General features: G+C 72.2%; 20 protein-coding genes and 3 pseudogenes. 14 read left to right on the forward strand and 9 right to left on the reverse strand.

Annotated features, from left to right (window positions below; all coding sequences use genetic code 11):
- The first annotated feature begins 131 nt into the window (after positions 1-131).
- The 4 genes from ACIQ8J_RS17410 to ACIQ8J_RS17425 all read left to right on the forward strand — a co-directional run bounded on the left by ACIQ8J_RS17410 (position 132) and on the right by ACIQ8J_RS17425 (position 4,606).
- Positions 132-1,403 carry an aspartate kinase gene (locus tag ACIQ8J_RS17410; protein WP_403272382.1) on the forward strand — a complete coding sequence of 424 codons (1,272 nt, stop codon included), beginning with the start codon at positions 132-134 and terminating at the stop codon, positions 1,401-1,403.
- Positions 1,400-2,458 (forward strand): aspartate-semialdehyde dehydrogenase, encoded by a 1,059-nt coding sequence (locus ACIQ8J_RS17415; protein ID WP_403272383.1) that lies wholly within the window; start codon positions 1,400-1,402, stop codon positions 2,456-2,458. The genes ACIQ8J_RS17410 and ACIQ8J_RS17415 overlap by 4 nt, the downstream gene beginning before the upstream one ends.
- Before the next feature lie 268 nt (positions 2,459-2,726).
- Positions 2,727-3,398, forward strand: a complete 672-nt coding sequence (locus ACIQ8J_RS17420; protein ID WP_403272384.1) for a SigE family RNA polymerase sigma factor — start codon at positions 2,727-2,729, stop codon at positions 3,396-3,398.
- The gene (locus tag ACIQ8J_RS17425) at positions 3,395-4,606 is read left to right on the forward strand and encodes a hypothetical protein (protein ID WP_403272385.1); all 1,212 of its coding nucleotides are present in this window, start codon (positions 3,395-3,397) and stop codon (positions 4,604-4,606) included. The genes ACIQ8J_RS17420 and ACIQ8J_RS17425 overlap by 4 nt, the downstream gene beginning before the upstream one ends.
- Positions 4,607-4,640: 34 nt before the next feature.
- Here the strand turns inward: ACIQ8J_RS17425 and ACIQ8J_RS17430 are convergent, their stop codons facing one another.
- From ACIQ8J_RS17430 to tatA, 4 genes are all read right to left on the reverse strand, one after another.
- Positions 4,641-5,423, reverse strand: a complete 783-nt coding sequence (locus ACIQ8J_RS17430; RefSeq protein WP_403272386.1) for an SURF1 family protein — start codon at positions 5,421-5,423, stop codon at positions 4,641-4,643.
- A 207-nt stretch (positions 5,424-5,630) separates the two neighbouring features.
- Positions 5,631-7,418, reverse strand: coding sequence for a S9 family peptidase (locus tag ACIQ8J_RS17435; RefSeq protein WP_403272387.1), 1,788 nt, complete (start codon positions 7,416-7,418; stop codon positions 5,631-5,633).
- 77 nt (positions 7,419-7,495) lie between these two features.
- Complete coding sequence (locus ACIQ8J_RS17440) at positions 7,496-8,458, reverse strand: threo-3-hydroxy-L-aspartate ammonia-lyase (RefSeq protein WP_403272388.1); 963 nt, start codon at positions 8,456-8,458, stop codon at positions 7,496-7,498.
- A gap of 23 nt (positions 8,459-8,481) precedes the next feature.
- The gene (tatA, locus tag ACIQ8J_RS17445; protein WP_403272389.1) at positions 8,482-8,754 is read right to left on the reverse strand and encodes a Sec-independent protein translocase subunit TatA; all 273 of its coding nucleotides are present in this window, start codon (positions 8,752-8,754) and stop codon (positions 8,482-8,484) included.
- 159 nt (positions 8,755-8,913) lie between these two features.
- Between tatA and ACIQ8J_RS17450 the strand changes: the two genes are divergently transcribed.
- The 3 genes from ACIQ8J_RS17450 to ACIQ8J_RS17460 all read left to right on the forward strand — a co-directional run bounded on the left by ACIQ8J_RS17450 (position 8,914) and on the right by ACIQ8J_RS17460 (position 12,669).
- On the forward strand, positions 8,914-10,434 hold the full coding sequence (locus ACIQ8J_RS17450; RefSeq protein ID WP_403272390.1) for an LCP family protein: 1,521 nt from the start codon (positions 8,914-8,916) through the stop codon (positions 10,432-10,434).
- 142 nt (positions 10,435-10,576) lie between these two features.
- Positions 10,577-12,094, forward strand: a complete 1,518-nt coding sequence (locus tag ACIQ8J_RS17455) for an alkaline phosphatase (protein ID WP_403272391.1) — start codon at positions 10,577-10,579, stop codon at positions 12,092-12,094.
- Positions 12,095-12,174: 80 nt separating this feature from the next.
- Complete coding sequence (locus tag ACIQ8J_RS17460) at positions 12,175-12,669, forward strand: hypothetical protein (protein ID WP_403272392.1); 495 nt, start codon at positions 12,175-12,177, stop codon at positions 12,667-12,669.
- A gap of 17 nt (positions 12,670-12,686) precedes the next feature.
- Here the strand turns inward: ACIQ8J_RS17460 and ACIQ8J_RS17465 are convergent, their stop codons facing one another.
- The 3 genes from ACIQ8J_RS17465 to ACIQ8J_RS17475 all read right to left on the reverse strand — a co-directional run bounded on the left by ACIQ8J_RS17465 (position 12,687) and on the right by ACIQ8J_RS17475 (position 16,793).
- Positions 12,687-13,766 carry a type III polyketide synthase gene (locus ACIQ8J_RS17465; RefSeq protein WP_403272393.1) on the reverse strand — a complete coding sequence of 360 codons (1,080 nt, stop codon included), beginning with the start codon at positions 13,764-13,766 and terminating at the stop codon, positions 12,687-12,689.
- Between the two features lie 29 nt (positions 13,767-13,795).
- A complete protein-coding gene (locus ACIQ8J_RS17470) occupies positions 13,796-15,001 on the reverse strand; it encodes a cytochrome P450 (RefSeq protein ID WP_403272394.1) in 1,206 nt (401 codons plus the stop codon).
- 160 nt (positions 15,002-15,161) lie between these two features.
- Positions 15,162-16,793 carry an IclR family transcriptional regulator C-terminal domain-containing protein gene (locus ACIQ8J_RS17475; RefSeq protein WP_403272395.1) on the reverse strand — a complete coding sequence of 544 codons (1,632 nt, stop codon included), beginning with the start codon at positions 16,791-16,793 and terminating at the stop codon, positions 15,162-15,164.
- A gap of 229 nt (positions 16,794-17,022) precedes the next feature.
- Between ACIQ8J_RS17475 and ACIQ8J_RS17480 the strand changes: the two are divergent.
- From ACIQ8J_RS17480 to ACIQ8J_RS17505, 6 genes and pseudogenes are all read left to right on the forward strand, one after another.
- Positions 17,023-17,652 (forward strand): annotated as a pseudogene (locus ACIQ8J_RS17480) (CoA transferase subunit A); the annotation flags it as partial.
- Positions 17,649-18,035, forward strand: a pseudogene (locus ACIQ8J_RS17485) (CoA-transferase); the annotation flags it as partial. The pseudogenes ACIQ8J_RS17480 and ACIQ8J_RS17485, both read left to right, overlap by 4 nt.
- A 36-nt stretch (positions 18,036-18,071) precedes the next feature.
- Positions 18,072-18,794 carry a protocatechuate 3,4-dioxygenase subunit beta gene (pcaH, locus tag ACIQ8J_RS17490; RefSeq protein WP_403272559.1) on the forward strand — a complete coding sequence of 241 codons (723 nt, stop codon included), beginning with the start codon at positions 18,072-18,074 and terminating at the stop codon, positions 18,792-18,794.
- Positions 18,794-19,354 (forward strand): protocatechuate 3,4-dioxygenase subunit alpha, encoded by a 561-nt coding sequence (pcaG, locus tag ACIQ8J_RS17495; protein WP_403272396.1) that lies wholly within the window; start codon positions 18,794-18,796, stop codon positions 19,352-19,354. The genes pcaH and pcaG overlap by 1 nt, the downstream gene beginning before the upstream one ends.
- 27 nt (positions 19,355-19,381) lie before the next feature.
- A pseudogene (locus tag ACIQ8J_RS17500) lies at positions 19,382-19,900 on the forward strand (lyase family protein); the annotation flags it as partial.
- A gap of 177 nt (positions 19,901-20,077) precedes the next feature.
- Positions 20,078-20,521: a molybdopterin-binding protein gene (locus ACIQ8J_RS17505; RefSeq protein WP_403272397.1), complete on the forward strand. Its 444-nt coding sequence runs from the start codon at positions 20,078-20,080 to the stop codon at positions 20,519-20,521.
- Here ACIQ8J_RS17505 and ACIQ8J_RS17510 read toward each other — a convergent pair whose 3' ends face one another.
- The gene (locus ACIQ8J_RS17510) at positions 20,522-21,226 is read right to left on the reverse strand and encodes a DNA-binding response regulator (RefSeq protein WP_403272398.1); all 705 of its coding nucleotides are present in this window, start codon (positions 21,224-21,226) and stop codon (positions 20,522-20,524) included. It lies immediately after the preceding gene.
- A 155-nt stretch (positions 21,227-21,381) separates the two neighbouring features.
- Here ACIQ8J_RS17510 and ACIQ8J_RS17515 point away from each other — a divergent pair, with 155 nt between their 5' ends.
- The gene (locus ACIQ8J_RS17515) at positions 21,382-21,924 is read left to right on the forward strand and encodes a GNAT family N-acetyltransferase (protein ID WP_403272399.1); all 543 of its coding nucleotides are present in this window, start codon (positions 21,382-21,384) and stop codon (positions 21,922-21,924) included.
- A gap of 56 nt (positions 21,925-21,980) precedes the next feature.
- Here ACIQ8J_RS17515 and ACIQ8J_RS17520 read toward each other — a convergent pair whose 3' ends face one another.
- Positions 21,981-22,583 carry a hypothetical protein gene (locus ACIQ8J_RS17520; protein WP_403272400.1) on the reverse strand — a complete coding sequence of 201 codons (603 nt, stop codon included), beginning with the start codon at positions 22,581-22,583 and terminating at the stop codon, positions 21,981-21,983.
- Between the last annotated feature and the right edge of the window lie 86 nt (positions 22,584-22,669).

Genomic DNA, 22,669 nt, shown 5'->3' on the forward strand with positions numbered 1-22,669 from the left:
CGAGCGGTCCGGGGGAGCGGGCGGTGATCAACTTGTGAGCGGGACATCTCACGGAGTGATACGGCGCGGGCGAATCCGGCCCGCTCGTTAGACTTAGCCGACCGCAGTAATGAACTGAGCGAGGAGCGCACGTGGGCCTTGTCGTGCAGAAGTACGGAGGCTCCTCCGTTGCCGATGCCGAAGGCATCAAGCGCGTCGCCAAGCGGATCGTGGAAGCCAAGAAGAACGGCCACCAGGTGGTCGTCGTGGTTTCCGCGATGGGCGACACGACGGATGAGTTGATCGAGCTCGCGGAGCAGGTGTCACCGATGCCTGCCGGGCGGGAATTCGACATGCTGCTGACCGCCGGAGAGCGGATCTCCATGGCGCTGCTTGCCATGGCGATCAAAAACCTGGGCCACAAGGCCCAGTCGTTCACGGGCAGCCAGGCCGGTGTCATCACCGACTCGGTCCACAACAAAGCGCGGATCATCGATGTCACGCCGGGGCGGATTCGTACCGCTCTGGACGAGGGCAACATCGCGATCGTCGCCGGGTTCCAGGGCGTCTCCCAGGACTCGAAGGACATCACGACGCTGGGCAGGGGAGGCTCCGACACCACCGCGGTCGCCCTCGCCGCCGCGCTCGACGCCGAGGTCTGCGAGATCTACACCGACGTCGACGGTGTGTTCACCGCCGACCCGCGGGTGGTGAAGAAGGCCCGGAAGATCGACTGGATCTCCTTCGAGGACATGCTGGAGCTGGCCGCGTCCGGCTCCAAGGTGCTGCTGCACCGGTGCGTCGAGTACGCCCGCCGTTACAACATTCCGATCCATGTGCGCTCGTCCTTCAGTGGGCTCCAGGGCACCTGGGTCAGCAACGAACCGCGAGGGGACCAGCAGGTGGAGCACGCCATCATCTCCGGAGTCGCCCACGACGTCTCCGAGGCCAAGGTCACGGTCGTCGGGGTGCCCGACAAGCCGGGCGAGGCCGCGGCGATCTTCCGCGCGATCGCGGACGCCGAGATCAACATCGACATGGTGGTGCAGAACGTCTCCGCCGCGTCGACCGGGTTGACGGACATTTCCTTCACCCTTCCCAAGGCCGAGGGCCGCAAGGCCATTGACGCCCTGGAGCGGACCCGGCCCACCATCGGGTTCCAGTCGCTGCGCTACGACGACCAGATCGCCAAGATCTCGCTGGTCGGAGCCGGGATGAAGACCAACCCGGGCGTCACGGCGGGCTTCTTCGAGGCGCTCTCCGACGCGGGCGTCAACATCGAGCTCATCTCGACCTCCGAGATCCGCATCTCGGTCGTCACCCGCGCCGACGACGTGAACGAGGCCGTGCGCGCCGTGCACTCGGCCTTCGGTCTCGACTCCGACAGCGACGAGGCCGTCGTCTACGGAGGCACCGGGCGATGACCCGCAGACCGGCGCTCGCGGTCGTCGGAGCGACCGGGGGCGCCGGTGCGGTGATGCTCCAGATCCTGTCCCAGCACGCGGACGTGTGGGGCGAGGTCCGGCTCGTCGCGTCCGCGCGCTCGGCCGGGCGCACCCTGCTCGTACGGGGCGAGGAGTGCGCGGTCCGCGCGCTGAGCGAGGAGGCCCTGGACGGGGCCGACGTCGTCGTGTTCCTGGTGCCCGACGCGGTCGCCGCCCAGTGGGCGCCGGTCGCGGCCGCCAAGGGCGCGGTGGTGGTGGACAGTTCGGCCGCCTTCCGGATGGACCCGGACGTGCCGCTCGTGGTCCCCGAGCTCAATCCCCACGCGGTACGGATGCGCCCGCGCGGCATCGTCGCCAGCCCGCACCCCACCACCCTCGCGATGATCGTGGCGGTCGGTGCGCTGCACGCCGAGTTCGGTCTGAGCGAGCTGGTCGTCTCCACGTACGAGGCGGTCAGCGGTGAGGGGCAGGCCGCGGTCGAGGCGCTGCGCCGGCAGATCTCGCTGGTGGCGGGGACCGGGCTCGGTACGAGTCCCGGCGATGTGCGGCGGGCCGTCGGCGACGGGCTCGGCCCGTTCGCGGCGCCGGTCGCGCTGAACGTGGTGCCCTGGGCCGGGGAGCTGGGCGAGGACGGCTGGTCCTCGCAGGAGCTGGGGCTCCGCGACGAACTGCGCAAGCTGCTCGACCTGCCGCGGCTCCCGGTGGCCGCCACCTGCGTACGGGTGCCGGTCGTCACCACGCACTCGGTGTCCGTGCACGCCCGCTTCGAGACCGACGTCGACGTGGCGCGGGCGCACGAGATCCTGGCGACCGCGCCGGGTGTGGTGCTCTTCGACAACCCGGCCGTCGGCGAGTTCCCCACGCCCGCGGACGTGGTCGGCACCGACCCCACGTGGGTCGGCCGGGTGCGCAGCTCGCCGGACGATCCGCACGTACTGGAACTTTTCGTCTGCGGCGACAATCTGCGCAAGGGCACCGCCCTGAATGCCGCGCACATCGCCGAGTTGGCGGCCCGGGAATTCACCGCACGGTGAGGGCTACAGGTTTGTAGGATCTGTGAACGCTCTGTGAGCAAGTCGCTGGTCTGTACCACTTGAACTGCACCGACGCCTTGTTACACGATTCATTTCCGTGTCCCTGCAACCGCAGTCCGGCATGGAGCGTCTATGCGGTCGCCCCTTCAAGGTGCCGTAAAAATCGGGGCATTGGGGAAGAGCGGGTACGCATGAGGGCATTTGTCGCACCGCCAAAAACAGTGTCGTACGCGTACAACCCTGGCGGGGAGGAACGTGTCCAACAGGCGTGGCAGAGGTACTCGACTTCAGAGCCGTTCCGGTGCTCGGCGGCACGGCCGTGCGTCCGCGTCGGCACCTCGGTGCACCCGGTGGCATGCCGGTGATCGCGCCCATGCCCGCCACCCGTCCCGCCCGAGTCCCCGCCCAGACGACCTCGCGCGAGAGTGCTGACGGGGTCATGGCGGCCGGCACCACTGTCGATCACCTCACCGAGACCTACCGCGCGCACTACCGCTCGCTGCTCGGTCTCGCGGCCCTGCTCCTGGACGACACCGCGTCCTGCGAGGACGTCGTGCAGGAGGCGTTCATCCGGGTCCACTCGGCCCGCAGCCGGGTGCGCGAGCCGGAGAAGACGCTCGCCTACCTCCGCCAGACGGTGGTGAACCTGTCGCGCTCCGCGCTGCGCCGCCGCATCCTCGGGCTCAAGCTGCTCTCCAAGCCGATGCCCGACATGGCGAGCGCCGAGGAGGGCGCGTACGACCAGCTGGAGCGCGACGCGCTGATCAAGGCGATGCGCGGACTCCAGCGCCGCCAGCGCGAGGTGCTCGTGCTGCGGTACTTCGCCGACATGACCGAGGCCCAGGTCGCCGAGACGCTCGGCATATCCCTGGGCTCGGTGAAGGCGTACGGTTCGCGCGGCATCGCCGCCCTGCGCGTCGCCATGGAGGCACCGGTATGACCGGGGCATCGCGGAACGGCGGCGGGCGGCCGGGGGACGACGGGGAGCACGGGAAGAGCGGGCCGGACCAGCGGCCCGCGAATGACCTGAACGACCTGACTGGATACGGATTCGTGGACAAGATGCCGGACAAGAACAGCACCGGCACCCCGCCCTTCGGCCTGCCGCCGGCCCCGGCGGGGTCGTACTCGCCCGACGAACAGGCGCTGCGCAGCCTGCTGCACGACGCGGTAGGCGACCTGACGCCCTCTCACGGGGCGCTCGAACACCTGCGGAACGCGGTGCCCGTGCGGCGGGCCCGCAAGCGGCAGGCCGTCGTCGGCTCGGTCGCCGCCGCCCTGCTCGTGGCCACCGCGGTACCGGCGTTCATCCATGTCGCCAACACCTCGGGCACCGCGGGCGAGCAGCCGACCATCGCCGGGCACGGCGAGCAGGCGCACGGCACGGCCGGCACCGATTCGGACCCGGCGGACGGTGTGCGGGACGACGACCGGCCCTCCGGGGTGAGCGCCCAGCCGGGGAAGCCCGACGGCAAGGGCAGGATGCCGGTGCCCGGCAAGGGCACCGTCGGCGGCACCGCGGGCGGCGCCACCATGGCCGGCAGCGGCCCCGCGCAGGTGAACTCGCCGGCGTGCGGGGCGGACGCGCTGAGCGTCAAGTCGGCGAGCGTCGGCAAGCCCGACTCCAGCGGCAAGGTGTACGGAGCCTTCCGCATCGTCAACGCCTCGAAGAAGCAGTGCGCGATCGGCGGGGTCGGCAAGTTCAACGTGCAGGCGCAGGGCGCGGCCAACGCGGCGAAGATCACGGTCGTGGAGCACGCGGCGGGCGACCCGGCCCCCGGGCTCCCCGACCCCTCGCAGGAGAACAGCCACCTGGTGCTGAATCCGTCGGCGGCGTACGAGGTGCGGTTCGCCTGGGTGCCCTCGGACACCTGCCCCAAGACGCAGCCGTCGGCCGATCCGAGCCCCTCGGGCGGCACCACCGGCAGCACCAGCGGGATCACCACTCCGTCCGGTGGCGGCCAGACCGCGCAGCTCGGCCCGGACGGCGGCACCCCGGCCACGACCTCGGACGGCGCGGTCGCGGTGAGCCACGTCGCCGAGCCGGGTGCGCCGACCGCGGAGGCGAAGATCCCGAACGCCTGCGCCGGGACGATCTACAAGACGGGCGTCCTCGACGCGGGCACCCCGGCGGCCGCCGCGCAGTAGCGGGGGCCCGGGGGCGGATCGGCTCTGGGGTAGGTCAGCTGGGGAGCGGTGCCGCGGGCGCGTCGTCCGGCTCGGGCGCGAGGCCGAGCTCGGCGTCCTCCAGGGCCTCCGCCTCGCGCCGGACCAGGCGGAACCACATGAAGACCACGAACCCCGCGAAGACGAACCACTCGCCGGTGTAGCCGAGGTTCTGGAACGCCTTGAGGTCGAGCCCGCTGTTCTGCGGCGCGGCCGCCGGCACCGGAGTCATCCCGGCATCGGCGCTGGGCAGCGTCACCCAGGCGTCGTACACCTGGTACGGAACCAGGTTGACCAGGGAGGCCGCGCTGATCATGCCGACCTGGCCCTGCGGGAGGCCGCCGGCCGCGTTCACGCCGTCGGAGCCCGCGTTCTCGGACGCCTGGAGTTCGCCGGTGACGGACACCTCGCCGGTGGGCGGGGCCGGGGCCTTGGCGCCCTGGGGGATCCAGCCCCGCACGACGGGCAGCGCCTTGCCGCCGTCGGTGCGCAGCATGGTCAGGACGTAGCTGCCCGTCCTGCCGTCGACCTGGCGGTCGGGCACCACGAACTGCTCGGCGTACCGGCCGCGCACCGCGGCGGGGCGGCCGGAGGTGCGCTGGTCGACGGGGAGCAGCGAGGCGAGCGGCTCGGCCTTCTGCGTGGCCGGGTCGGGGGCCTTCTCGGCCGCGTTGTGGGACTGCACGCGGTCCTCGAAGCGGCCCAGCTGCCAGGAGCCCATGAAGACGCAGACGGGGATGGCGAGCAGGACGAAGACGTGGATTCCCCACCAGCGGGGTGTGAGCAGGAACCGGTACACACCCCCACGGTACGGAACGGTCCGGGGTGCCCGGTCCCGGGGGGTGCCCCCAAACCCCCGTTTCGTCCGCGGACCGCTGCCGGGGGGTCCGCCCCCGGACGCCGCGGCTGGGCGCGCGGTCGTTCGGGTGCGGCCGTGTCGCTGGTCGCGCAGTTCCCCGCGCCCCTGACGGGGTCCAGTGCGCGCATCCCCAGCCCGTCCGGCGCGTCAGCCCCCCAGATGCCGCGCCGCGAAATCGAGCTCCAACCGCACCTGCTTGATGCGCTCCTCCACCACCAACGAGCCGTGCCCCGCGTCATAGCGGTAGACCTCGTGCGCCGCGCCCCGGGACTTCAGGCGGTCCACGTAGTTCTCCACCTGCCGGATCGGGCAGCGCGGATCGTTGACCCCCGCCGAGATGTAGACGGGCGCCTTCACCGCGTCGACGTAGGTGAGGGGCGAGGACGCCTCGAAGCGCTCCGGCACCTCCTCCGGTGTGCCGCCGAGCAGCGTCCGGTCCATCGCCTTCAGCGCCTCCATCTCGTCGTGGTACGCCGTGACGTAGTCCGCGACCGGCACCGCCGCGAGCCCGAGCGTCCACGCGTCCGGCTGGGTGCCGAGGCCGAGCAGGGTGAGGTAGCCGCCCCAGGATCCGCCCGCCAGGACGAGGCGCGCGGGGTCGGCAAGGCCCGAGGACAGAGCCCAGTCGCGGACCGCCGCGATGTCTTCGAGCTCGATGAGCCCGACCCGGTGCTTGAGCGCGTCGGTCCACTCCCGCCCGTACCCCGTCGAGCCCCGGTAGTTGACCCGGATCACCGCATAGCCGTGGTCGACCCAGGCCGCCGGGCCCGAGGCGAACGCGTCGCTGTCGTGCCAGGTCGGGCCGCCGTGGATCTCGAAGACCGTGGGGAAGGGGCCCGCGCCCGCCGGGCGCTGGATCAGGGCGTGGACGCGGCCGCCGGGGCCCTCGACCCAGACGTCCTCCACCGGCACCGACTCGGGTGCCTTGAATCCTGGCGGGTCGAGCACGACCTCGCCCGTCGTGGAGCGGACCTCGGAGGGGCTGGCCGCCGACGACCACAGGTACTCCACCGTGCCGTCCGGGCGGGCCGTCGCCCCCGACACCGAACCGGGCGGGGTGTCGATCCCGGTCAGCGCACGCGTCGCCAGGTCGAAGCGGAACAGGCTGCTGCGGGCCTCGAAGCTGTGCACGACGAGCAGCCCCGAGCCGTCCGGGTACCACTCGGCCGAGACGTCGCCCGGCAGGTCGAGGGCGAGGTCGCTCTCCTCGCCGGAGGCCACGTCCCAGATCATCGGCTCCCAGCGGCCGCGCCGCTGGTGCGCGACGAGCAGCCGGGCGTCGCCCGCCAGCGGCGCGAACCCGAGCACTTCCAGGCCGAGTTCCTCGGTGCCGCCCTTGGTGTCGTCGAGCTCGGCGACCAGCGAGCCGTCCGGGCGCACCACGCGCAGCGCGGAGTGCATCGCGTCGCCGTGCTCGGTGTGCTCGACGGCGATCAGCGTCCCGTCGTGCGAGAGGTCGCCCACGCCCGCGGACTCGCGGTGGCGGTAGATCTCGACGGGGTTGGTGGCGGGGCGTACGACGTGGATCGTGGTGCCGTCCTCGTCGGTGGAGCGGCCGATGACCGCCGTGCCGTCCCGGCCGAGCGCCAGGCCCGCCGGGTACGACGGGCCGAGACCGGGCACGGCCGGCTCGTCGTCGCCGCCCCTGAAGGGCTGGCGCTGCCACACGCCGAACTCGTCGCCGTCCGTGTCGCTGAACCACCAGATCCACTCGCCGTCCGGCGTCAGCACGCCGTCCGTCGTCCCGTTGGGGCGGTCGGTGGCCCGGCGCTGCGCGCCGGTGGTGCGGTCCCATGCGTACAGCTCGTACGTCCCTGTCGCGTTCGACACGAACAGCGAGCGGTCCGGGGCGTCCTCCGCCCAGTCGGGGAGCCCCACCCTGGGCGCCCTGAACCGCTTCTCCCAATCCGGCATCTCGTTCATGCCCCCCATCATGCTCCGTACCGCCGACAATCCGTCCGCCTCCTCCCAAGCCTGTGGATAACTCAGGAGGAAGCCGGTCAAGGTCCGGTTCAGCGGGCGAGGAGTTCCACGAAGCGGTCCATGTCCACGTTGCCGCCGCTGATGATCACGCCCACCCGCTTGCCGCGGTAGCGGTCGGCGAGGTCGCGGGCCGCGGCGAGGCCCAGGCAGCCCGTCGGCTCGGCGACGATCTTCATGCGGGTCGCGAACAGCCGCATGCAGTCGACCAGTTGGGCGTCGGTGGCGGTCACGATGTCGGTGACGCGGTCGCGGATCACCGGGAAGGTGTGGGCGCCCAGGTGCTGGGTCTGGGCTCCGTCCGCGATGGTCTGCGGGGTGTCGATGTGCACGATCGCGCCGGTACGCAGGGACCGGCGGCCGTCGTCGCCCGCTTCCGGTTCCACCCCGTAGACCTCGCAGGACGGTGCGAGGGCGCCCGCCGACAGCAGGCTGCCCGACAGGAGCCCGCCGCCGCCGAGCGGCACGAACAGGGCGTCGAGGGGGCCGGTCTCCTCGAAGAGTTCCTTCGCCGCGGTGCCCTGGCCCGCCATCACATGGGGGTGGTCGTACGGCGGGATCAGCGTCAGGCCGCGCTCCTCGGCCACCGCCCGGCCGATCGCCTCGCGGTCCTCGGTGTAGCGGTCGTACGGGACCACGTTCGCCCCGTACCCCTTGGTGGCGGCGAGCTTGGCCGCGGGGGCGTCGTGGGGCATGACGATGGTCGCCGGGATGCCGAGCAGCGCCGCGGACAGCGCCACGGCCTGGGCGTGGTTGCCGGAGGAGTAGGCGACCACGCCCGCGCGGCGCTGCTCCGCGCTGAACAGGGACAGCGCGTTGAACGCGCCGCGGAATTTGAACGCCCCCATGCGCTGGAGGTTCTCGCACTTGAAGTAGAGGCTCAGACCGAGCTCGGCGTCGGTGAGCCGCGAGGTCAGGACCGGGGTGCGGTGGGCGTGCGAGGCGATCCGCTCGTGCGCGCGGACCACATCGTCGTAGGTCGGCAGCTGCTCCATGCCTCCGGAGCGTACGGCCGCGGTTACTGTGCGGGGCGCGGGGGAGCGTCCGTCGGGGTCGGGGTCGCCGTGTGGACCGGGGCCGCAGCCGGGGTCACCTGAGGGGCCGGGGCGGCGGCCGAGGCCGTCGTGCCCGAGTCGTCCTCGCGCATCGCCTTGGTCTCGCTCTTCAGGATGCGCAGGGACTTGCCCAGCGCGCGTGCCGTGTCGGGCAGCTTCTTGGAGCCGAACAGCAGGATCAGTACTACGGCCACGATCAGCAGATGCCAGGGCTCAAGCCCGTTGCGCAGGAACATCCCGCCGTCCTCCCTCGTTCGCGTCCTACAGCCGTTTTCGTCGTACGACTGGGGCTGATCTCTCTAAAACAGACTTGCTACATTGCGCAACTGTACAACCAGAGGGTGCGACTCACCGTCTCCTCTACAGAAGAGGCGTTCTGAGGGATGAGGGGTCCGATGGCCGGCAGCCACAAAGCGGGAGCCGCAAGCAGGCAGCGTGAGGACGGCAGCTCCGCCGCTCCACGGCGCCGCAGCAATCGCAGCCGTGCCCGTATCGTCGGGATCACGGCGCTCTCGGTCGTGGTTCTCGCCATCGCCGGCGGGGGCTGGATCTACCTCCAGCTGAACGGCAACATCAAGACCTTCGACGACGGCGGCGTCTCCGCCGACCGCCCCGCCGCCTCGACCAAGGGCTCGAACGTCCTGGTCATCGGCTCGGACACGCGCTCCGGCGACAACGCCCAGTACGGCCACGGCACGGGCGACATCGGCCGCTCGGACACCGCGTTCGTGATGCACGTGTACAGCGACCAGAAGCATGCCGTCGCCGTCTCCATACCCCGCGACTCCCTGGTGGACATACCCCCGTGCAAGCTGCCCAACGGCAGCTGGACCACGACCAAGCACAATGTGATGTTCAACTCGGCGTTCGAAGTGGGCGAGACGGTGGCGGGCAACCCCGCGTGCACCCAGAACACCGTCGAGAAGCTGACCGGGCTGCGCGTCGACCACACGGTGGTCGTGGACTTCGCGGGCTTCGCGAAGATGACGGAGGCCGTCGGCGGCGTCCAGGTCTGCGTCCCCAACGACGTCTACCAGGGCGACCTCAACCCCAACCTCCACCACAAGGGCAGCATGATCTTCGCCAAGGGCCCGCAGGAGGTGTCCGGGCAGAAGGCCCTGGACTACGTGCGCATCCGGCACGGCATCGGCGACGGCTCCGACATAGGCCGCATCCAGCGCCAGCAGGCCTTCGTCGGCAGCCTGATCAAGAAGGTGAAGGGCAACGGCCTCGACCCGACCAGCCTGCTGCCGCTCGCCAACGCCGCCACCAAGTCGATGACCGTCGACCCCGGCCTCGGCTCCGCCGACAAGCTGATCTCGTTCGCGATGTCGATGAAGAACATCGATCTGCACAACACCAAGTTCGTGACCATGCCCTGGCGCTACGAGGGCGCGCGCGTCGCGGTCGTCAAGCCGGAGGCGGACGCGCTGTTCGCCGCGCTGAAGGCGGACCGCACGGTCGACGGCCAGGACGCCGGGGGGAAGGGCGCGAAGTCCTCGCCGAGCCCGTCCGCTTCGGCCGATGCCGCAACTCCCGCCGACGGCAAGGGAATCGCGGTCGCCGTCTACAACGGCACCATCGCCAAGGGCCTCGCCGGCAAGGTCGCCGACTCGCTGAAGGCCGCGGGCTTCACGGTGACCGGCGCCACCACCGCCGCCACCCAGGACTACACGCACTCCGTCATCGAGTACGGAGCGAACGACGAGGCCAAGGCCAACACGCTCGCCACGCACTTCCCCGGCGCGCTGCTGCGCAAGTCGAAGACGCCGGGCCTGAGCGTCATCGTGGGTACGCAGTACGAGCAGAGCGGCGGCAGCGCGGCGCCCAGCGCCCCCGCCGCGGTCCCCTCGTCGGTCGCCGACAAGGCCCGCTCGGCCGACGACAACATCTGCTCGAACCTCTCCTACGGGTAAGTCGAACCTCTACTACGGGTAAAGCGAGGCGGGGGTCGGGTAAAGAAGAAGGCCGGAGAAGTTAAGTAAAAGGCAAAGGCGTTCGTTTTGCCGTCGCTTGAACCTCTCGGTCCGTTCACACCCGACTCATAGCTTCGCCGCCATGAGACACATGTCAACGAAGGCGCTCGCGGTGCTCGCGACGGCCTGTGCCGTCGTCGCGGGCACGGCCGTCACCGCCGGCTCCGCACCCCAGCACGGGGGTCACGGCGGCCGCGAGATACGCAACGTCATCTACCTGCTCGGCGACGGCATGGGCCGCACCCACGTCACCGCGGGCCGCGAGCGCTACTACGGCGCCCAGGGCAGGCTGAACATGGAGCGCCTGCCCTACACCGGCGCGGTCGCCACGTACGCCGTCGAGAAGGGCGGCGACCGGCCCGCCCTGGTGACGGACTCGGCGAGCGCCGCGACCGCCTGGGCCTCGGGCGTCAAGACGTACAACGCCGCGATCGGCGTGGACAGTTACGAGAAGAAGCGCGCCACGCTGATGGAGCAGGCCAAGGCGGCCGGCTTCGCCACCGGCAACGTGTCGACCGCCGAGGTCACCGACGCCACGCCCGCCGCCCAGTTCAGCCACGCGCTGCTCCGCGGCTGCCAGGGCCCGACGTACTCGGACGCGGCCTGCCTGCCGAAGAACGCCGACGGCACGTACGAGAAGGCGCCCGCCGACAAGACGCTGATCACCCCGATCGCCGAGCAGATCGCCCGCAACGGCACCGCCGACGTGATCCTCGGCGGCGGACTCGCCCGCTTCGAGCCGGACGACCAGAAGGCGCTCCAGGCACAGGGCTACCAGGTGCTCGGCTCGTTCGGCGACCCCAAGTTGGCTGCCCAGACGGCGAGTTCGCAGCAGGTCGCCACCAAGGCGGACCTCGACGCGGCGCGCGGCAAGAAGGTCGTCGGCCTGTTCAACCGCGGCAACCTGACGGTCGAGCAGGCCAAGGCGGGCCTGCCCGCGAACGCCCCGCAGAAGCAGGAGCCGACGCTCGCCGAGATGGCGAAGAAGTCGATCGACCTGCTCGACGGCCGCTCCAGGAAGGGCTTCTTCCTCCAGATCGAGGGCGCCCAGATCGACAAGCGCTCGCACGCCAACGACGCCGCCCAGACGCTCGCCGAGGTCAAGGCGTTCGACGACGCGGTCGAGGCGGCCACCGACTTCGCGAAGAAGGACGGCCACACCCTGGTCGTCGTCACCGCGGACCACGAGTGCGCGGGCTTCAACATCATCGAGAAGGGCGGCCACACCAACGCCGAGGCGGCGGCGCCCCCGGCGAACACCGACGCGGGCAACCCGGCGAACAACTCCCTTCCCTCGCGCGGCACTTCGGGCGCCAAGGACCCGGCCCGCTCGACCGGCATCGTGAACGGCGCGGGCGCGGGCGACGCGAAGAACTTCGGCCCGGCGACCTTCCGCACTCCGGACGATCCGAAGAACGTCCAGGACGGCAGCCCCGAGGCGAGCCTGTGGCTGACGTACCTGTCCGGCAACCACACCGGCGCGGACGTCCCGATCTTCGCCTACGGCCCCGGCGCCGACCGCTTCGCGGCCAGCCAGCTCAACACCGACCTGTACGGGAAGATGTACGGCTCGCTGTTCGGCCGGTCCCCGCGCGGCTGACCCGCCTCGCCGATCCGGGGCCGGGGGCCGAGCGCCCCGGCCCCGTTCACCTCCGTACGCAGGAGCAGGAGTACGCACCCATGAGACGCATCGCCCCGGCCGCCCTCGCCCTGGCCCTGGCCACCGCCTGCGGAAGTGGCGCCGAGCGGGCCGACGACGCGCCGGGCCCGGTCCCCGCGGTGAGCTTCGGCGCACCCGGGCGCGCCGCCGCCCCCGCCGCGTACCAGAAGCTGTCGCGGGGCGAAGTCCGCCTGGAACAGGGCCCGTTCACGGACCGGGTGCGGGTCACGGGCGGCGCGCTCACCGGCGGGACCGCCGTCACCGGGCACCTCGCCGTCACCTCGGACGTCAGCGAACTGATCGCGCTGGAGCTGCGCGCCGCCTACTACGACGCCGACGGCAAGCTGCTCGGCACCGGCTCGTTCCAGTACGCGGAGGAGGGCCACGACGCGCACAAGGGCGGCCACACCCCGGCCGCCGAGGGCGGGGGCATCGACTTCACGGTCCCGGCCAAGGGCCTGACCGGCACGCCGACCAGCGCGGTGCTCTCGATCCCCGTGCTGGTCAACGAGTAGCCGTACCGGCTACGGGGTCAGACCCGGGCCGCGGCGGCGCTGAGCGGCAGTCCGGCGCTCCAGCGGCCCAGGCCCATCTCCGCGGTGATGCCGGGGCCGAACCCGGCGATCAGGCCGCGCGCGCCGTCGGCCATGCCGCCCTCGGCGAAGAGCCTGGACAGGGCGTCGAACACCACCGAACTCGCGATGTTGCCGCGTTCGGTGAGGGTGTTGCGGCTGAAGCTGAACATCTCCGGGCCGAGCCCGAGGAACTGGCACAGGTCGTCCAGGATGCGCGGCCCGCCCGCGTGCACGATGTAGAAGTCGAGCTGGCCGACGTCCCAATTGTGCTCGGCGGCGAGGGACTTGAGGGCGGGAGCGAGCATTTCCATGGTGCCGGGCACCCGTTTGTCGAGCTGGAAGTGGAAGCCCGTCTCGCGCACGGCGTACGAGATCCAGTCCTCGGTGTCCGGCACCAGGTGCGAGCCGTTGCGCTCCATCCGCATGCCGGTGCCGCCCTCGCCGCGTACCACCGTGGCCGAAACGGCGTCCCCGAACAGGCCGTTGGAGAGCAGCGAGCCCACGCCGATGTCGGTGGGCTGGTAGAGCAGCGAGCAGAACTCGCACGACACGATCAGTACGTTCGAGCCCGGATACGCGGTGATGAAGTCGTGCGCGCGGTTGATCGCGGCGCCGCCGGCCGCGCAGCCGAGCTGGGCGATGGGCAGCTGTCTGGTGTCGTAGTCGAAGCCCATCGTGTTGATCAGCCAGGCGGTGAGCGAGGGCATCATGAAGCCCGTGCACGACACGTAGACGATCAGGTCGATGTCGGCCGGCTCGACCTCGGCGTACCCGAGCGCCCGGCGCACCACGTCCGGCACCCGGGCCTTCGCCTCGGCCTCGTACACCCGGTTGCGGCGCTCGAAGCCGGGGTGTCTCAGGGTCTCTTCGATGGGCTGGACGAGATGCCGGGTCAGCACGCCGGTGTTTTCGATCAGTCTGAGCACGAGGTCGCGCTGCGGATGCCCGGCGTGCGTCTCGCGGGCGAGCTCCAGGGTCTGCTCCTGGGTGATGACGTGGTCGGGCACGGCGACCGCCGGACGGCACAGGGTGGCCATCGAACTTCCCTTCGTGGACGGTGGGTTGGTCACCAGGCGACCGGAAGCGCGAGCGGGTGGCGCCAGATGGAGTGGATGTTCCACGGCACCTCGGCGGCGTCCTCGGCGAGCCGCAGTCCGGGGAAGCGGGTGAGCAGGGAAGTGAACGCCACCTCCAGTTCCATCTGGGCGAGCGGGGCGCCGAGGCAGTGGTGGGCGCCCCAGCCGAACGCCATGTGCGCGACCGCGCCCCGGTCCAGATCGACCTCGTGGGGCCGGTCGAACTTGAGGGTGTCCCGGTTGGCGGTCAGGTACGAGACGTGGACGATGTCCCCGGCCTTGATGAGCACCCCGCCCAGCTCGACGTCCTCGGTGGCGACGCGGGGGATGCCGACGCCCTTGCGGAACGGGATGAAGCGGAGCAGCTCGTCCAGGACGGAGGGGAACCGGTCGGGGTGCGCACGCAGGGCATCCAGGACGTCCGGCTTGGTCAGGAGCGTGTACGCGATGTTCCCGAGCTCGTAGGTCGTGGTGTCCTGGCCGGTGATGAGCAGGACCATCGCCATCACCGCGAGCTCCTGGTCGTCCAGGAGCTCGTCGCCGTCCCGGGCGGTGGCGAGGGTGGAGATGAGGTCGTCGCCGGGAGCGCGCCGCCGGGCGGCGGTGAGGTCGGTGAAGTAGGCGCGCAGTTCGGCCTTGGCTTGTACGGCGGCCTCCCGGCCGGCGGCACCGATGTTCGTCATGGTCAGCGCGTGGCTGCGCAGCCAGTCCCGCTCGTCCGCCGGGATCGCGAGGACCTCGCAGATCGTGACGAGGGGGAGCGGGTCGGCGACGTGCTCCACGAAGTCGGCGGGCGAGCCGTGTGCGGCCATCTGCCCGAGCATTTCGTCCACCACCAGCTGGGTGCGTTCGCGCATCCGCGCCACGTGGCGCGGGGCGAAGCTCTTGGCGACGAGCCTGCGCAGCCGGCTGCTGGCCGGGGGGTCCATGAGGTTGATCGACTCGGGCTGCACGATGGGCTCGGGGGTCATCCGGGGGAAGTCCCGGCCGAGGACGGTGCTGCGGCTGAACCGGCGGTCGGTGGTCACCGTCCGCACGTCCTCGTACCGCGTGACCAGCCAGGCCTCGTCCTCGCCGTACGCCATCCGGATCCGTGCCACGGGCTCGTCCGCCAGGATCCGGCTGAGCTGCGGGTCGAACTCAAGGGCCTCGGCGTAGTCGAAAGGGCAGCTCCACACGGTGTCTGTGTTCTCCACGTGGCGTACTCCGGTGTGTCAGGGACAGGCAGGGCAGTGGACTAGCCCTGTATCCCCGAACGGAGTCATGAACATGTCCGTGAACCCCCTAATTAACCGATTAGAGGGATATTCGGGGAGCCGGGGTGACCAGACGGGGCCCCGACGGGGTGGGTGCCTGTTATGACACCGGGGTGTGGCAGAACCGGCCCACGACATGCAGGTCCGCCTCGATGGCCGAAGCCGCACCCCGCAGCACGGGCAGCACCTCGGAGACGCACTCCGCCACCGTGCGCCGAGTCGTATGCATGGCCACGTTCACCGCAGCCACCACCCGCCCGCCAGGGCCCCGTACCGGCACGGCGATCGAGCGCAGCCCCTCCTCCAACTCCCCGTCCACCAGGGCGTACCCCTGAGCCGCCACCCCGTCCAGGACGGCGGCCAGCGCGGCCGGGGAGGTGACCGTGCGCGGGGTGAGCGCCCGCAGCTCCGTGCGGCCGAGCCGGGCCGCGCGTTCCCCGGCGGGCAGATCGGCGAGCAGCACCCGGCCCATCGACGCGGCGTACGCGGGGAAGCGGGTGCCCAGCGTGATGTTGACGCTCATGATCCGGGTGGTGGCGACCCGGGCCGTGTACTGGATGGCGTCTCCGTCGAGCACGGCGAGCGAGGCTGAGTCGTGCAGGGTGCGGACCAGCTCGGCCAGGTGCGGCGCCGCGATGTCGGACAGCGTCGTACGGGACAGCGGGGGGCAGCCGAGCGACAGAACGCGCGGGGTGAGGCGGAAGACGCGGCCGTGGGTGGCGACCAGGCCCAGATGCTCCAGGGTGATCAGGGCGCGCCGGGCGGTGGCGCGGGCCAGGCCGGTGGCCTCGGCGACGGCGCTGAGCGAGAGCTCGGCCCGGCCCGCGCCGAACGCGGTCAGCACGGTGAGCCCACGGGCCAGCGACTCCACGAACTCCGCGCCGAGCTCCTGCTTGGACGCGGAGGTCCAGGCCGCGAGCGCCCGGGGCGGCGCGGGCGCCGGGGTGTGCTCGCGGCGCAGCTCGGCCTCCATCGCGGCGGCGGCCTCGCGCAGCCGGGGCAGTACCGTCGCCCGCAGGGACGCCGCGCTGTGCCGGCTGGTGTGGCTCACCACGCTCACCGCGCAGACCGCCGCGCCCGCCGGGTCGCGCACCGGTACGGCCACCGCGATGAGCCCCGGCTCGATGAGCTGGTCGTCCACCGCCCACCCGGCCTCGCGGGCTTCGGCGGCCCGCCGCTCGAAACCGCCGGCCGCGCCCGCGCCGGGCGGGACGGCGGGAAAGCAGGCCCCGGCCGGATCGGCTGCGCGCAGATCACGCCAGTCCTGCCACTGCTGCGACGTCCAGTGCGCGGCGAACAGCGGCCCCGGCGCGGTGCGTTCGGCGGGGAGCAGGTCGCCGATGCGGAAGGTGAGGGACATCGCGCGGTGCCGGGTGCTCTGGTGGACGAAGCGGATGCCGTCGCCGTCGGGGACCGCGAGCGACACCGACTCGTCGAGTTCCTCGGCCAGTTGGACCGCGTACGGGCCGAGCGGTGCGGGCAGCCGCAGGGCGCCCAGGTAGGCGTTGGCGAGCTCCATGAGGCGCGGGGCGAGCGTCGCGGTGGGTCCGTCCAGGCGCAGATAGCCCATGCGGGCCAGGGTCGCGGCGACCCGGTCGACGGTGGAGCGGGCGAGCCCGGTCGCCCGGACCAGCTCGCCGAGACTGAGCCGCCCCTCCGCGTCGCTGAGCGCGCGCAGCACGGCGACCCCGCGCATCAGCGGGCCGACGGCTTCGGCGGGGGCGGTGCTCATCTGGCCTCCGGGGACGGAGCGTTGACGCACAGGGCGTTGACACGCGTACCGGCTGAACGCACACTCGGGACGAGGGCAACTATGAACCTTAGTTCATCTGACGAACAAGCGGCGAGCCCCGCAACAGTGAGCCCCAGGACGGCGGATCCCGCACCACCGAGCTCCGCACCACCGAGTCCCGTGACAGCGACCCCGTAGACCCCGCAGACCCGGCAGGCAGGGTGTGAGGAGCGTGGTCTCCAACAACTGCGGGGTGGACGGCGGCGGTCTCGGCATCCTCCTCGCGGCCGGCCGGATCGCCCGCGTGACCGGCTCGTACATCGGCGACAACAAGGAGTTCGCCCGCCAGTACCTGGGCGGTGGACTGGAGGTGGAGCTGGTCCCGCAGGGCCCCCTCGCCGAGCGGCTGCGGGCGGGCGGCTGCGGCATCCCCGCGTTCTACACCCCGGCGGGCACCGGCACCCAGGTCGCCGACGGCGGGCTGCCGCTGCGGTACGGCGGCGACGGCGAGGCGGCCGTGGCGTCGGCGCCCAAGGAGGTGCGGGAGTTCGGCGGCCGCGAGCACGTCCTGGAGCACGGCATCACCACGGACTTCGCGCTCGTACGGGCCTGGAAGGGCGACCGGCACGGCAATCTGCTCTTCCGCCGGGCGGCCCGCAACTTCAATCCGCCGGCCGCGATGGCCGGACGGATCACGGTCGCCGAGGTCGAACACCTCGTGGAACCCGGTGAGTTGGATCCGGACACGGTGCATGTGCCGGGGGTGTTCGTGCAGCGGGTGGTGCCCTTGACTCCACCGCAGGCCGCGGCAAAGGGAGTGGAGAAGCGGACCGTACGCGATCGGGAGGAGGGCCGATGAAGGGCTGGACGCGGGACGGGATGGCGGCGCGCGCGGCCGCCGAACTCGCCGACGGCAGCTGTGCGAACCTCGGCATCGGACTGCCGACCCTGGTCCCGGGCCATCTGCCCCCGGGCGTGGATGTGGTGCTCCACTCGGAGAACGGCATCCTCGGCGTCGGACCGTACCCCCTGGAGGCGGAGGTGGACCCGGACCTCGTCAACGCGGGCAAGGAGACGGTGACCGTGCTGCCGGGCGCCGCGTTCTTCGATTCCGCGCTGTCGTTCGGGATGATCCGGGGCGGCCATGTCGACACCGCGATCCTCGGCGCGATGCAGGTCTCGGCGGGCGGCGACCTCGCCAACTGGGCTGTTCCAGGGCGCCTGGTGAAGGGCATGGGCGGTCCGTATCCGTATGCAAGCAGGAGAGGTGGCAGAGCGATGACACTCGCCCAGCGACAGACCGGCGTGCTGAAGGAGACGCCCCCGGGGCAGCGGGTCGGCCCGTACCGCAGCGGCGCGTTCCGCGAGCCGCTGCGGGCGCCGGTGGCCGTGGGCGGCGACCCGGAGGCGGTCGAACTGCACGGCCCGGTCTTCGGCGTCACCGAGGTGACGGCGCTCGACGCGGACCTGACCCGCCAGCACGCGGGCGCGCCGCACGGCGAGCGGATCACCGTGGAGGGACGCGTGGTGGACCGCTCCGGGCGGCCGGTCCGTGGCCAGCTGGTCGAGATCTGGCAGGCGAACGCGTCCGGCCGCTACGCCCACCGGCGCGACCAGCACGCCGCCCCGCTCGACCCCCACTTCACCGGGGCGGGCCGCTGCCTGACCGACGCCGAGGGGAGGTACGCGTTCACGACGGTCCGGCCGGGCGCCTACCCCTGGGGCAACCACGAGAACGCGTGGCGCCCGGCGCACATCCACTTCTCCCTCTTCGGCACGGCCTTCACCCAGCGCCTGGTGACCCAGATGTACTTCCCGGGCGACCCGCTGCTTCCGTACGACCCGATCCTGCACGCGGTCGGCGAGCAGGCGGCACGGGACCGCCTGGTGGCGGCGTACGACCCTGAACTGTCTGTCCAGGACTGGTCGTTGGGCTACCGCTGGGACATCGTCCTCGACGGCCCGGCCGCGACGCTGCCCGACCCGGAGGTGACGGCGTGATGCCCGAGCCCACCCCTTCGCAGACCGTCGGCCCCTTCTACGGGTACGCCCTCCCCTTCCCCGGCGGCGGTGACATCGCCCCCGCCGGACACCCGGAGGCGATCACGGTGCACGGGTACGTGTACGACGGGAGGGGCGAGCCGGTGCCGGACGCGCTCCTGGAGTTCTGGCAGGCCGCGCCCGACGGCTCGCCGGCGGGCCGCCCCGGCTCATGGCGCCGGGACCCCGCCACCGGCGGCTTCCTCGGCCGCGACGGCATCGGCTTCACGGGCTTCGGCCGGGTCCCGACGGGCGCGGACGGCCACTGGACGGTACGCACGCTGCCCCCGCCGCAGGCCGCGCCCTACCTGGCGGTGTGCCTGTTCGCGCGCGGCCTGACGCGCCACCTCTTCACGCGGGCGTACGTCGAAGGGCTGGGCGGGGAGGGCGAGTTGAAGGCGGTCGCGGGGGAGCGGGGGGAGACGCTCCTTGCGCGGCGCGAGGCCGAACGGGAGGGCAGCTTCCGGTTCGACATCCACTTGCAGGGGGAGCGGGAGACGGTGTTCCTTGACTTCGCCTGAGGCTACTCAGGGTTCAGGGGACGTCGGCTGCTCACGCCGGTGAGTGCGGGGAGTCCGGCCGAGGCGGCGACGGGCGACCGGGCGGTGCTGCGGGCGATGCCGGCGGCCGAGGCGGCGGTCGGCGCGGCGCCGGAGCGGGCCGCGTCGGCCGTGACGCAGGCGGCGTGTCCGGAGCGCTTCGACGTGCGGGCGCCGGCCCTGCGGGCCGGGGCGGGCGGCAACCCGGTGATCCCCCTGGTGGCCGGCCTGAGGCGGGCGGTGGCGGAACCCTCCCCGGGCGACGAGGAGTTCGCGCACCGGGGTGCGACCAGCCAGGACATCCTGGACACGGCGCTGATGCTGGTCGCCGCCGACACCCTCGACCTGATCGCGGCGGACCTGGCGGCGACGGCCGACTCCCTCGCGGCCCTCGCCGCCCGGCACCGCGCCACCCTGATGGCCGCCCGCACCCTGACCCAGCACGCCGTCCCGACGACGTTCGGCCTGAAGGCGACGGGCTGGCGCCGGCTCCAGCTCTCCCGGCTCGACCGCATCACCCGTTCGCGACACGCGGCCGCCGGGCTCGCCGAGAACTGCACGGGCCTGCCGATAGAGCCCTGATCGGCCACGGCGCGTGCCCGGACGCCGACTCCCCGGGGTGGTTACAGTCCGAAGCGAAGCGCAAATACGGCATTAGTGCGTGAAGCCATCCAAAACGCCACCCACCATAGGAGCAAACATCCCGTGAGCCAGAGTCAGGGCCAGAACCAGAGCCTCAGCATCCGCAACCAACTCCCCGGCACCGTCACGGCCATCGCCTCCGGCGAGGTCATGGCCACGGTCAAGGTGCGTCTGGACGGCGGCCAGGAGATCACCGCCGCCATCACCCTCGACGCCGTCAAGGACCTGGGGATCACGGAGGGCAGCGCGGTGCGCGCGCTGGTCAAGTCGACCGAGGTGGCGCTGGCCACCGGCGCCGTCGACGGGCTCAGCATCCGCAACCAGATCCCCGGCACCATCACCGAGGTGGCGACCGGCGGCGCCATGGCCGGGGTGAAGCTCGACGTGCGGGGCGGTTCGCTGACCGCCGCCATCACCAAGGACGCCGCCGCCGACCTCGGGCTCACCACCGGTGCCTCCGTCGTCGCGCTGATCAAGTCCACCGAGATCTCGCTCGCGAAGGCCTGATCACCCCGCCGAGGCGTTCAGGGGCATGTGCGCGGCCGCACCGCCATGCCCCTCCAACTCCCGGGCCCGTACCCCCGCCTGGAACCGGGACGTCGCACCCAGCACCTCCATCAGCTCGGCGACCCGTCTGCGGTACGTCCGCAGGGACATGCCGAGCCGGCGTGCGGCCGACTCGTCGGTGTGCCCGGCGCCGAGCATCCGCAGGATCCGCCGCGCCTCCGCGCCCAGCTCGGGAGGGCGCCGCCGCAGGTGGTCGTCGAGGTCGGGCGAGGCCGCCCAGGCCGCGCGGATCAGCGCTCCGACCCCCGCGACGACGTCCGGCGAACGGATCACCGTGTACGTACGCGTCCCGTCGGCCGGCGGCCCCGCCAGGATCGCGACGCGCCGGTCGAGCACGATGGTCTCCTGGGAGAGCGGCGCGGCGCAGATCCGTATGTGGGCCCCGCCCGCGGCCATCCTGGCCAGGCGCCGCTCGGCCCGCGCGTCGGGGAGGGCGTGCGGGGTGTAGAGCTTGCGCATCATGAGGCCGCCGGGCTCCGTCGCGGGCCGCAGCCCGGCGGCGAAGGCGGATTGCACCCCGGCCGACCAGGTCGTCGGGTCGGCGGCGGCGACCAGGAACTCCTGCCGCGCCCCCGCGAACAGATGTCCGGCCCGCGCGATGAGCTCCCGCTCGCCGCGGAGCGTCACCATCTGGTCGTCGGTCATGACCGGTCAGTCTGCGATGTCGGTCGGCTCAGGTCAACGGGCCGGGCCCGTGCGGGGCGCGGGCACCGCCCCGGAAGATCGCCGCGCCCGCGCGACCGGGCGCCCGGGACCCCCCAGCTGTTCCGTCAACTGCTCTGACCTGCCACGCTGTTGCGATGACAGAGGTTTTCATGCGACGACTGTCGCGTTGGCAGGCCGAGCAGCAGCGGGAGTCGGTGGCGGACCTGTACGTCGCGGCGTACGAAGGAGTGCCCGGCGCGGATCCCCGTGGCCGCGAGGGATTTCTGCGCCGTTTCGCCGAGGACGTACAGCGCCCCGGCTTCGACATGATCATCGCGGGTGACCCGGCCCTGCTGGGCTGCGTCTACGGCTACCCGCCGGGCCGAGAGGGTGAGTGGTGGCACGGCCACCGGGGCGCCGTGACCGACGGCGACGAGGAACTCGCGTCAGGGGACCGGGTGTTCGCGCTCGCGGAACTGATGGTGCTGCCCGCCCGGCGCCGCACGAACATCGCCACCCGGCTCCAGCAGAGACTCCTGGAACGGGTGGACGCCGACCTGATCACCACCCTGATCGACCCGGCGAACACGGCGGCCGCGGCGGCGTACGCGTCCTGGGGCTGGACCAGGTCCCCCCGCCCCACCCGCCCCGACCTGGAAGCCTGGACCAGCCGCCACCCGACCCGAGCACGGCACTAGGGGGTACCCCCTAGGGGGTACCCGGCTCCTGGCGTGAGCCCGCCGGGGGAGGGCGGTCAGTGTTCCAGGTGCATGACGTCGGCGATCGACGGCGTGTACTCGTCGTCGGACCGGGACGGGGTGTAGTCGTGGCCCGGCTTCAGCCACCCCGCCCGCTCCGCGGCGGCGACGGCGGCCGCCTCGGCCGCGTCAGCGGCGGCGTTCAACGCCACGTCGCGCCCCGCGTTCCCCATCGCGGAGGCCGCACCGGCGGCCAGGGAGGCCTGCTGAGCGGCACGGTACGCGGCGACTGCGACCGCGCCGGCGTTGTCGTGGCGCTGGGCAGTCTGCGCCGCCAGCGCGGCAGCGGCAGCGGCGTTCCGCGCGCTGCGGGAGTCCGCCGCGGGGTCGGGAGCGCTGCCGGAGAAGGCCGCCACCGCCTGAGCGGCCGTACGGACGGCCTGATCGGCCTTCAGTACGGGCCCCGCCGCCGTGCCGCCCGCATGCCTGTCGACCAGGCCGCTGCGCGCATCGTCGAGGTACTGGCAGGTGGCCGCCGTTCGCGTCGCGGCGCTCCGGGCCCGTGCCGCGTGCCCCTCCCTGAGCGCCGCGCCGGCGGCTTCCCCTGCCGGGTCCGGGACTTCAGGGGTTCCGTCCCGGGGCGTGTCGGAGTCGCTCATTGCCATCCATCTCTCCCATCGATCTCACGGAACACGATGTGATCCCACGGATCACGGTCCGGTCGCGCTCACGCCGGACGCCCGGC

The sequence above is a fragment of the Streptomyces sp. NPDC094147 genome, assembly GCF_044764265.1.
Lineage (GTDB): Bacteria > Actinomycetota > Actinomycetes > Streptomycetales > Streptomycetaceae > Streptomyces.

Coding starts and splice junctions, on each gene's coding strand:
- ACIQ8J_RS17415 (WP_403272383.1), top strand. CDS start 1,400: ATGACCCGCAGACCGGCGCTCGCGGTCGTCGGAGCGACCGGGGGCGCC.
- ACIQ8J_RS17425 (WP_403272385.1), top strand. CDS start 3,395: ATGACCGGGGCATCGCGGAACGGCGGCGGGCGGCCGGGGGACGACGGG.
- ACIQ8J_RS17435 (WP_403272387.1), bottom strand. CDS start 7,418: ATGATGGGGGGCATGAACGAGATGCCGGATTGGGAGAAGCGGTTCAGG.
- ACIQ8J_RS17440 (WP_403272388.1), bottom strand. CDS start 8,458: ATGGAGCAGCTGCCGACCTACGACGATGTGGTCCGCGCGCACGAGCGG.
- tatA (WP_403272389.1), bottom strand. CDS start 8,754: ATGTTCCTGCGCAACGGGCTTGAGCCCTGGCATCTGCTGATCGTGGCC.
- ACIQ8J_RS17450 (WP_403272390.1), top strand. CDS start 8,914: ATGGCCGGCAGCCACAAAGCGGGAGCCGCAAGCAGGCAGCGTGAGGAC.
- ACIQ8J_RS17455 (WP_403272391.1), top strand. CDS start 10,577: ATGAGACACATGTCAACGAAGGCGCTCGCGGTGCTCGCGACGGCCTGT.
- ACIQ8J_RS17460 (WP_403272392.1), top strand. CDS start 12,175: ATGAGACGCATCGCCCCGGCCGCCCTCGCCCTGGCCCTGGCCACCGCC.
- ACIQ8J_RS17465 (WP_403272393.1), bottom strand. CDS start 13,766: ATGGCCACCCTGTGCCGTCCGGCGGTCGCCGTGCCCGACCACGTCATC.
- ACIQ8J_RS17475 (WP_403272395.1), bottom strand. CDS start 16,793: ATGAGCACCGCCCCCGCCGAAGCCGTCGGCCCGCTGATGCGCGGGGTC.
- pcaH (WP_403272559.1), top strand. CDS start 18,072: ATGACACTCGCCCAGCGACAGACCGGCGTGCTGAAGGAGACGCCCCCG.
- pcaG (WP_403272396.1), top strand. CDS start 18,794: ATGCCCGAGCCCACCCCTTCGCAGACCGTCGGCCCCTTCTACGGGTAC.
- ACIQ8J_RS17510 (WP_403272398.1), bottom strand. CDS start 21,226: ATGACCGACGACCAGATGGTGACGCTCCGCGGCGAGCGGGAGCTCATC.
- ACIQ8J_RS17515 (WP_403272399.1), top strand. CDS start 21,382: ATGACAGAGGTTTTCATGCGACGACTGTCGCGTTGGCAGGCCGAGCAG.
- ACIQ8J_RS17520 (WP_403272400.1), bottom strand. CDS start 22,583: ATGAGCGACTCCGACACGCCCCGGGACGGAACCCCTGAAGTCCCGGAC.